Annotated in this window: 3 protein-coding genes; all 3 read left to right on the forward strand. The window is 66.6% G+C overall.

What is annotated here, in order from left to right:
* Window positions 1-1,759 (forward strand): condensation domain-containing protein (locus tag Q7V20_RS07705; RefSeq protein ID WP_304788837.1); only part of this gene is annotated, 1,759 nt, incomplete at its 5' end.
* Window positions 1,756-2,817 (forward strand): TauD/TfdA family dioxygenase, encoded by a 1,062-nt coding sequence (locus tag Q7V20_RS07710; protein WP_304788839.1) that lies wholly within the window; start codon window positions 1,756-1,758, stop codon window positions 2,815-2,817. The genes Q7V20_RS07705 and Q7V20_RS07710, both read left to right, overlap by 4 nt.
* Window positions 2,814-9,707 (forward strand): non-ribosomal peptide synthetase (locus tag Q7V20_RS07715; protein WP_304788841.1); only part of this gene is annotated, 6,894 nt, incomplete at its 3' end. The genes Q7V20_RS07710 and Q7V20_RS07715, both read left to right, overlap by 4 nt.

Below are 9,707 nucleotides of genomic sequence, written 5' to 3' on the forward strand. Positions count from 1 at the left end.
GCTGGGTGGCTCGCCAGCTTACGAGGCACCGCAAGGCGAGCTGGAGACCGCGCTGGCCGCCCTGTGGGCCGAGGTCCTGGGCGTGCCCCGCGTGGGCCGACGTGACAACTTCTTCGAGCTGGGGGGGCACTCCTTGTTGGCGGTTCGCCTGGCCGCCCGTGTTCGCGCCGTCTTGCACCGAGACCTGCCACTGCAGGCGATCTTCTCGCACCCCACCGTGCAGCAATCCGCCTTGGCCTTGCAAGGCGAAGGCACACGGGCCTCCCACGAAAGCCAGTGGGCCCTTGGCGGCACACCGGTCCGTGAAGGCGAGCCCGTGCCTTTGTCCTATGCCCAGCAGCGTCTGTGGTTCCTGTGGCAACTCGATCCCAGCGACACGGCCATGAACATGCCGGCCGCCTTTCGCCTGGAGGGGGACTTGGACGTGGCCAGGCTCAGTTCGGCCTTCCATCGGCTGATCCAGCGGCATGCGGCCTTGCGAACGGTCTTCGGCGAAACCGATGGCCGGGGCTGGCAGTGCATTCAACCCGCGCTGCCCTTGCCCATCCCCGTGGTGGCATGGGACGAGTTCACACCGGAGACACCCGGGCGGATGGACCACCACATCCTCCAAGCGGTGAAGCAACCATTTGACCTGGCGCGCGGGCCGCTCCTGCGGGTCGAGTTGATCAGGCTGGCGCAGCGGCAGCACATGCTGGTGGTAGTGGTTCACCACATCGTGGCCGACGGGTGGTCGAGTCAGCTCATGCTGCGTGACCTGGCGCGGTACTACACCTGCCCCGGCGATGACCAGGCCCTGGCTTTGCCCGAGCTGACATGCCAGTACGCCGATTTTGCGATCGCGCAGCGCCGGTGGCTGGACGATGGCGAGATGCAACGCCAGGCCGGGTACTGGCGGGACCAACTGGTCGGCATCCCACCGCTGGTCATCCCGCCGGAAAAGGCCTTGCCCGCCCAGCGCAAGCATCCACTCGGCATGGCCGCGTTCGACCTGGACGAAGCCACCACCGCCACGCTGTCCGCCGTGGCCAGGCAACACCAGGCCACGCCGTTCATGGTGCTGTTCGCCTGCGCCAGCCTGGCCCTGGCGGAACGCTCGGGACAAGCGCGGTTCTACGTGGGCACCGACATGGCCAACCGCCACCGGGCGGACACCGAGTCGGTGGTGGGCTTCTTCGTGAACCAGCTGGCCTTGCCCATCGATGCCGAGACGCCCCGGTCTGCGGCCGAGCTCCTGTCGCAATTGCAGCGCACTGTCATCGCCGCCAGCGACCACCAGGACCTGCCTTTCGACCGGCTGGTCGGCCTCCTGAAAGCAGGCGAACGCGGCGGGCGTGCCCCGCTGTTCCAGGTGAAGGTGATCTACCGCGAGGCGACCGAGGCCTGGCAGCTGCCGGGCCTGGCGGTCAGCGAATGCCTCGTGCCCGGCGCGCAGGCCGAGCTCGACCTGATCGTCGGTTTCGTCCACACCGGGAGCCAGGTTCAGGCTTCGATTCGCTACGACGCCGATTGCTTCGGCGAACCCAGCATGGACAGCCTTGGCCAGGAAATCACGGCGGTCCTGCGCGTCCTCATGGTCTCGAGCGAGGCCAGCCTCGATTCGCTGCGCCAAGTTGCGCGCGAACTGCGGGTCGCCCAGGCCGCCAGGCAAGCGGACGAACGTTCGAAAAAACTGGCGACCTTGCGCAGTGGCTTGCGGCGGCGGCCCGTGGATGCCATCCCGAATTCAGCATTGAACAGCGAAGGATCTTCAGCATGACTTCCCATGACGTTCGGCCCAGACTGGGCGCGGTACGCCGCCAGGCACTGCCTGAAGCCGGTGCCGATCTGGTGCGGTGGTCGCGCTTGTTCGACGGTGTGGACCTGCCGGCCTTGGTGCAGCCCCGGGTGCCGGGCATCAGCCTGCCGCAATGGGCCGCGGCGAACCAGGCCGAGGTGCACCAGCGCCTGTTGACGCATGGGGCGATCCTGTTCCGGGGCTTCGGCCTCAACCAGGCGCAGGACTTCAATGACTATGTCGACGCGGTGTCTGGCGGCGCGCTGGAGTACCAGTTCAGGGCATCGCCACGGACCCAGATCCACAAGGACCTGAATGTCTACACCTCCACGGACTACCCGGCGCAGGAAAGCATCTTCCCGCACAACGAACACTCGTACTCGCCGGTGTTTCCCTTGCACCTCTTTCTTTACTGCGAGGTCCCGGCCCTGACGCAGGGCGAGACGCCCATCGGCAGCACCCGGCTTCTGCTCAGCCGCATCCGGCCCGAGGTTCGCGAGGCGTTTGCGCGCAAGCAGGTCATGTACGTGCGCAACTACGGCGAGGGCTTCGGCCTGCCTTGGCAAACCGTCTTCCAGACTTCGGACCGCGGCGAAGTCGAAGCCTACTGCCAAAGCGTCGGCATCCGGCCGGAGTGGAAGCCCGGTGGCGGTCTGCGCACACGGCAGATCGGGGCTGCGTTGATGCGCCACCCGAAGACGGGCGAGGCCGTCTGGTGCAACCACGCGACCTTCTTCCATGAGCTGACACTGCCGGCCTCGGCGCGCGAGCAACTGCGCAGCGAATACGCCGCCGACGACTTGCCGCAGAACACTTTCTATGGCGATGGCACGCCGATCGAACCCGAGGTCATCCGGCACCTGCAGGGGCTCTACCTCGATGTGATGGTGAAGTTTCCGTGGGAGCGCGGTGACGTCCTGATGCTCGACAACATGCTCGCGCTGCACGGGCGCAGCCCATACACGGGGCCCCGTCGCGTGATGGTGGCCATGGCCCACGCTTGCCGTGGCGAAGATTTGAAAATTGGAGTGAATGCGTGAGCAACAACCACATCGACCGCGTCGAAGAGTACCCATTGTCTTCTCAGCAATGTGCCCACCATGTTCAAGGCTGGGAGGTAACGCAGCAGCCTTGCATGGCCGTGTTGGTCGAGGGCCCCGCGCTGAACGTGGACCTGGAGGCCCTGCGCCACGCCGTCGATGAAGCCGCTCGACAGCACGAAGTGCTTCGCACGCGCTACCGCAACGTGCCAGGACTGCTCTATCCCGTGCAGCATGTGGTGGCCGGGCTCTTACCGGCCTGCACCTTGCTCAGTGGCCAGGTCGATGACGATGCGCTGCTGGCGGCGGCTCGTGGCTTGGTCGATGCGCAGGCCGGGGCCGTGGTCGGGCTGGCCATGGCCAGGCCTGTCAAGGGACGTGTGCGGTGGGCATTGGCGGCGCCGCGCTATAGCCTCGACGTGCAAGGCATCCAGGACCTGGCCAGGTCCTGCCTGCTGCATTGCCTGCGCGGGTCGCCGGCCACCACGGCCGAAGCCCCCTTGCAGTACGCCGACTATGCGGCTTGGCAGAACGAACTGTTCGCCACGGAGTTGGGGCAGGAAGGCGAGCGATTCTGGGAGGCCAGTTCAAGGGGCGGGGCCGATGCGCCGCGCCTGCCTTTCGAGCAAACGACCAGGGGCCAGCAGGTCGTGCAATCCAGGGCAATGAGCATGGCACTGAGCAGCCCGGCCAGCCAGTCCATCCAGGCCATGGCAGAACGGCTGGCCATGCCGACGGCATCGGTGGCGCTGGGATGGTGGGCCGCCTGGGTGGCACGCGCCGCCCAGACCGACGCGTTCTCTTTCGAATGGCTTTGCCACACCCGCGCGCCGGAACTGGAGGGCGCTTTGGGCAACTACGCCACGGCATTGCCAGTCTCCGTGCGCCTGGAGTTGAACTCACCCATCGAGACCTTGGCCCGCGCGGTGAACGAGCAGCTCCAAGTGGCTGCATCGTGGCATGAATGCTTCAACGCCTCGGTGCACCTGGCGGGCCAGGCCAAGGCGGCTGTTCAGTTCGAGCATGTGCGCCTGATCGAGATGCCGGGGGGCTGGGTGGCCAAGCGGGTCGATGTGGGGTTGGGGCAGGTTGGATTGCGCTGCGAATGGATCGAGGCCGCCGATGGCACCTTCGAATGGCGCTGGCTCAGCGATGGCCGTTTCGAGGGCCATGCGCTCGAAGCCTGGCTGAGGCAGGTCGATGCCTTGTCCACCTCGGCGAGATCCCATCCGGATGCGCTTTGTTCGGACCTGCTCATGCTGTGCCCCGATGAGCGTGACTGGATCTTGCAGCAAGGCCGTGTCACCGCCGAGGCGGGTGAAGCCTTGCCCGATCAGACCTTGCAGGCCATGTTCGAGGCCCATGCCCGGCACTCGCCGAATGCCAAGGCCGTGGTGTGCGGGCAGGAGCACTGGTCCTACCGAGAGCTTGACCGGCAGGCCAATCGCCTGGCGCACCGCTTGCAGTCCATGGGTGTCGGCCTGGACGACGTCGTCGGTGTCCACATCGGTCGCTCCGTCCATGCGATCGCCTCGATGCTGGCCGTCCTCAAGGCGGGCGCGGCCTATGTCCCCATCGACCCGGCTTATCCCGCCGATCGGATCGCCCATGTCTTGAGCGATGCGCAGGTTTCCACCGTCCTGACCTTGGCTGGTGACGCCGGTCGTCTGCCGGCAGCCGGTTTGAACACCTTGTGCGTGGACGAGCTTCACGAAGAAGGTGACGCGTCACCGTTGAAGACCCCGGTCATTTCACCGCAAAGCCTGGCCTATGTGGTCTACACCTCGGGCTCGACGGGATTGCCCAAAGGCGTGATGGTCTCGCATGGGAACGCGGTGGCCTCGACGGCGGCGCGCTTCCAGTTCTACAAGGAAGCGCTGTCCAGCTACCTGCTGCTGTCGTCCTTGTCCTTCGACAGCTCGGTGGCCGGCATCTTCTGGACCTTGAGCCAGGGGGGCACCTTGCACCTGCCCACGGACGACGAGCACCAGGACCCGCTTCAGATCGGGCGACTGATCGCGGGCCACCGGATCTCTCATGTGCTGGCGCTGCCTTCGTTCTACAAGCAGATCCTGCTGAGCCTGGAGGATGGGGCCTCCTTGCAATGCGCCATCGTGGCGGGCGAGGCCTGCCATGCGGACGTGGTGGCGCAACACCGGCACAGCGTGCCCCGGGCAGCGCTGGTGAATGAGTACGGGCCGACCGAAGGGACGGTCTGGTCGCACGCCTGGCGCATCGACCTCGAATCGGCGCCGGCCGGTGGCCCCTCCATTCCGATTGGACACCCGGTCCAGTCGTCGTCCGGCCTGGTGCTGGACGAGCACATGGCCTTGTGCCCCGTCGGTGTGCCCGGAGAACTCTACCTTGGCGGGCCTGGCATCGCGCGTGGCTACCTGAAACGGCCGGGCTTGACCGCGCAGCGCTTCGTGCCCCATCCCTTCCTTTCGGGCGAACGGCTTTATCGAACGGGTGACCTGGTGAGGTGCCGCCCCGATGGCGCGCTGGACTACCTGGGCCGCATCGACCACCAGGTCAAGATCCGGGGCTTCCGGGTCGAGCTCGGCGAAGTCGAGGCGCGCCTGCTGGCGCAGCCAGGTGTACGTGAAGCCGCCGTCATCGCCAGTCAGGGGCCCGGGGGGCTTCGGCTCGTGGGCTACGTGGCCGCCGAGGCGGGGCAGGCCATCGATGTAGCCTCCTTGCGCGATGGCTTGGGCCAGCTCCTGCCGGCCTACATGGTGCCGGGTGTGATCGTGGCGCTGGACCACTTTCCGCTCACGCCCAACGGCAAGCTGGACCGGCAGGCCTTGCCCGATCCCGACACGGTCGCCAAGCGGGCATTCGAGGCGCCCGAGAATGCGGTCGAGGAGGCCCTGTGCGCGGTCTGGCAAGACGTGCTGGGATTGGCCCAGGTGGGCCGTGGCGATAACTTCTTCGAACTGGGCGGAGACTCCATTCTGGGTCTGCAGATCGTGGCGCGGGCTCGTCAGGCCGGCTGGAAAATCGTGCCCAAGCAGTTGTTCGAACGGCAAACCGTGGCCCAACTCGCTTTGGTGGCGGTGCCCATCGGGCAAGACGCGCACTCCAAGGCCTCACAGACCTCCGGTGACGTGCCCCTGTTGCCGATACAGGCGGCCTTTTTCGCCCAGGAGGTGCCTGAACGTCACCACTGGAACCAGTCGGTGTTACTGCGCCTGCGGGAAGCGCCCGACTTGCCCAGCCTGGAACGTGCCTTGGTGGCCGTGGTAGCGCACCACGACAGCTTCAGGCTGAGGTACGAGGTGCAGGCCGGCGGCCATTGGTCGCAACGCTACGAGCCGATGTCTGACGAGTCCATGGACGAACTCTTGTGGGTCCGCCGTGGCTGTCAGGCGGAGAGCCTTGAGGCATTGTGCGATGAAGCGCAACGCAGCCTTGACCTGTCGCGGGGGCCCTTGCTGCGTGTCCTGGCGATCGAACTGGCCGATGGCGGTTGGCGCCTGTTGCTGGTCGCTCACCACCTGGTGATCGACGGCGTGTCCTGGCGCGTGCTGCTTGAAGACCTTCAGACCGCTTGCGAGCAGGCCTTGGCCCGGCGCGACATCGTCCTGCCCTCCGGGACCCACAGCTACAAGGACTGGGCCCTGGCTCTGCAAGGGTACATCGCCCAGCATCCCGAAGAACTGGCGCATTGGCTGGCCCTGTCTGACGTGCCGACCAGCCTGCCCTGCGCCAGGCCTTCCGGGTCGAACACGACGGCGGATCTGGAGGTCATCGACGTGCGGCTGGATGCCGCGAGAACCGCTGCCTTGCTCAAGGTTGCCCCTGCCGCCTACCGCACCCAGGTCAACGATCTGCTGCTGACCGCCCTGGGCCGGGCGCTGTGTGATTGGACGGGCCAGGCGCAGATCCTGGTGGACGTGGAAGGGCATGGCCGCGAAGACCTGTTCGAAGGCCTGGACCTGTCGCGCACGGTGGGTTGGTTCACCAGCGTCTTCCCCGTGGCTTTGGCGCCGCTGGGCGAGCCCGGCGAGGCGGTCAAACGCGTGAAGGAAACGTTGCGGCGTGTGCCAGGCCGAGGACTGAGCCATGGCGTGTTCAAGCATCTGGGCCATGCCAGCCAGAAGGCGGCGCTGGAAGGCCTGCCCCAGGCCCGGATCAACTTCAACTACCTCGGCCAGTTCGATGGCAGTTTCGACGGCGGCACGGCCTGGCAGTTGGCGGATGAGCGCGGCGGTGCCCCCATGGATGGCGCCGCGCCGCAGACCCACGAGTTCTCGGTCAACGGGCGTGTCCACGAAGGACAACTCCAGCTGGGCGTGAGCTACAGCCGGGCCCGCCATGACCGGCACACGGTCCAGGCCTGGGTGGACCGTTTCCAGCGGGAGCTGGAGATGCTGATCGACCACTGTGCCCAGGGCGCCCAGGGGGTGACGCCGTCGGACTTCCCCCTGTCCGGCTTGGACCAGGCGCAGCTCGATCTGTTGCCCGTGCCCCTGGGCGACTTGCAGGACCTGTATCCCTTGTCGCCTATCCAGTCCGGCATCCTGTTCCACAGCGTGTACGACTCGGCCTCCAAGGCCTATGTGAACCAGTTGCGCGTGGACATCGAAGGCCTGGACGCCGCGCGTTTCAAGGCGGCCTGGCAGGCCGTGGTGGACCGCCACGATATTTTGCGAACGGGCTTCCTGCCAGGCCACTCGGCCTTGCAGTGGGTGGCGAGGTCGCTGGACATGGCCATGCGCGAGCAAGATTGGCGTGGCCGTTCCGAGCCGGGGGAGGCCTTGGATGCGCTCGCCCAGGCCGAACTGGATCAGGGTTTCGACCTGGCCAAGCCCCCCTTGATGCGCATGGCACTGGTGCGCCTGGACGCTGCCAGGCATCACTTCATCTGGACCAGCCATCACCTGTTGCTGGACGGCTGGAGCACGGCGCAGTTGCTCAGTGAGGTGATCCGGCACCATGCCGGGCAAGCGCTTGAGACACCGGGCGGCCTCTACCGCGACTACATCGGCTGGTTGAAGTCAGCGGATTTGGAAGCCTCGCACCGACATTGGGACGCCCAGTTGGCCTTGCTCGACGAGCCTTCCAGATTGGCGCCGTTGATCGCCCGCCGGGACCATCAGGCCTCCGTGCCGACGGAAACCCGAATGGTGCTGGACCGACCGGTGATGGCTCGCCTGGCCAAGGTGGCAGCGGTCCAGCGGATCACGGTCAACACGCTGGTCCAGGCGGCTTGGGCCTTGCTGCTCGGCCGCTACCTTGGGCAACAGACGGTGTGCTTCGGCGCGACCGTGGCCGGGCGGCCCGACGCGCTGCCCGGCGCGCAGCAGATGCTGGGCCTGTTCATCAACACCTTGCCGATGTGCGTGCCCATCGTGGCCGAACGCCCGGTGGGCGACTGGCTGCGCGATCTGCAAGCGCGCAATGTGGCGTCTCGAGAGCATGAGCAGGTGCCGCTCCACGAGATCCAGCGGCGGGCCGGCCACGGTGGCCAGGCCTTGTTCGACAGCATCGTGGTCTTCGAGAACTACCCGATCGACCAGGCATTGTTGAACACAGAGGGACAAGGCGGTTCAGGCTTGCGCTTCAGCCAGGTGGTCAGCCGAGGCGAAACCAGTTACCCGCTGACGCTGGTGGTGCAGCAGGGTGACGAGCTCATCCTGAGCTTTGGATTCGACGCTGGCCGCTTGGACTCAGACAAGGTGGCAGTGGTCGCCAGGACCATGGTGGGCTTGTTGGCCAAGCTGGTGGAGGACGTCGATCAGCCGGTGGGCTCGGTGCAACTGCTGACCTCTGAAGAGCGTGCCAAGTTGCGAAGCTGGAGCGTGAATGGACAGGTGCGTCCGGATGCCAGGCCGGTGCACGAGCTGATCGAAGCGCAGGCTCAGGCGCGGCCAGACGCCGTGGCCGTGGTCTTTGGCCAGGCACAGCTGAGCTACGGCGAACTCAACGAACGGGCCAACCGCCTGGCCCACCGGCTGTTGTCGCTGGGCGTGGCGGCGGACACCGCGGTGGGCATCGCCGCCGAGCGCTCGCTGGAGATGGTGGTGGGCCTGCTGGCCATCCTGAAGGCAGGCGCCGCCTACGTGCCCATCGACCCCGAGTACCCGCCAGAGCGCATCGCCTACATGGCCAGCGACAGCGGCATCGGGCTGCTGCTGACCCAATCACACCTGGCCCATGCCCTGCCATGCCCGGCGCACGTGAACCTGCTCCTGATCGATCAATTGGACCTGTCGGGCGAGGCCAGCCACAACCCGCAGGTGGCGCTGCACGGCGAGAACCTGGCCTACGTGATCTACACCTCGGGCTCGACCGGCCAACCCAAAGGGGCGGCCAACCGCCACCGGGCGCTGCACAACCGCCTGAGCTGGATGCAATCGGCCTACAAGCTGGACGAGACCGACACCGTCCTGCAAAAGACCCCCTTCAGCTTCGACGTCTCGGTGTGGGAATTCTTCTGGCCCCTGATGGTGGGCGCACGCCTGGCGATGGCCGCCCCCGGCGACCACCGGGACCCCGAACGCCTGGTCGAACTGATCCAGGCCCATGGCATCACCACCATTCACTTCGTGCCCTCGATGCTGCAAGCCTTCATGGCCCACGAGCAAGTGAGCCAGTGCACCGGCCTCACGCGCATCGTGTGCAGCGGAGAAGCCCTGCCGGCCGAGCTGCAAGGCCAAGTCCTGCAGCGCCTGCCCCAGGCGGGCCTGTACAACCTGTACGGCCCCACCGAGGCGGCCATCGACGTGACGCACTGGACGTGCCGAGACGATGGGCAAAGCCAGGTGGCCATCGGCCGACCGATCGACGGTGTCAGCACCTGGGTGCTGGACGCCGACCTGAACCCGGTGCCGCCAGGCGTGGTGGGCGAGCTGTACCTGGGCGGAGCAGGCCTGGGGCGCGGCTAC

Origin of the sequence: Aquabacterium sp. (genome assembly GCF_030652515.1) — a bacterium.
In the GTDB taxonomy this organism is placed as follows: domain Bacteria; phylum Pseudomonadota; class Gammaproteobacteria; order Burkholderiales; family Burkholderiaceae_C; genus Aquabacterium.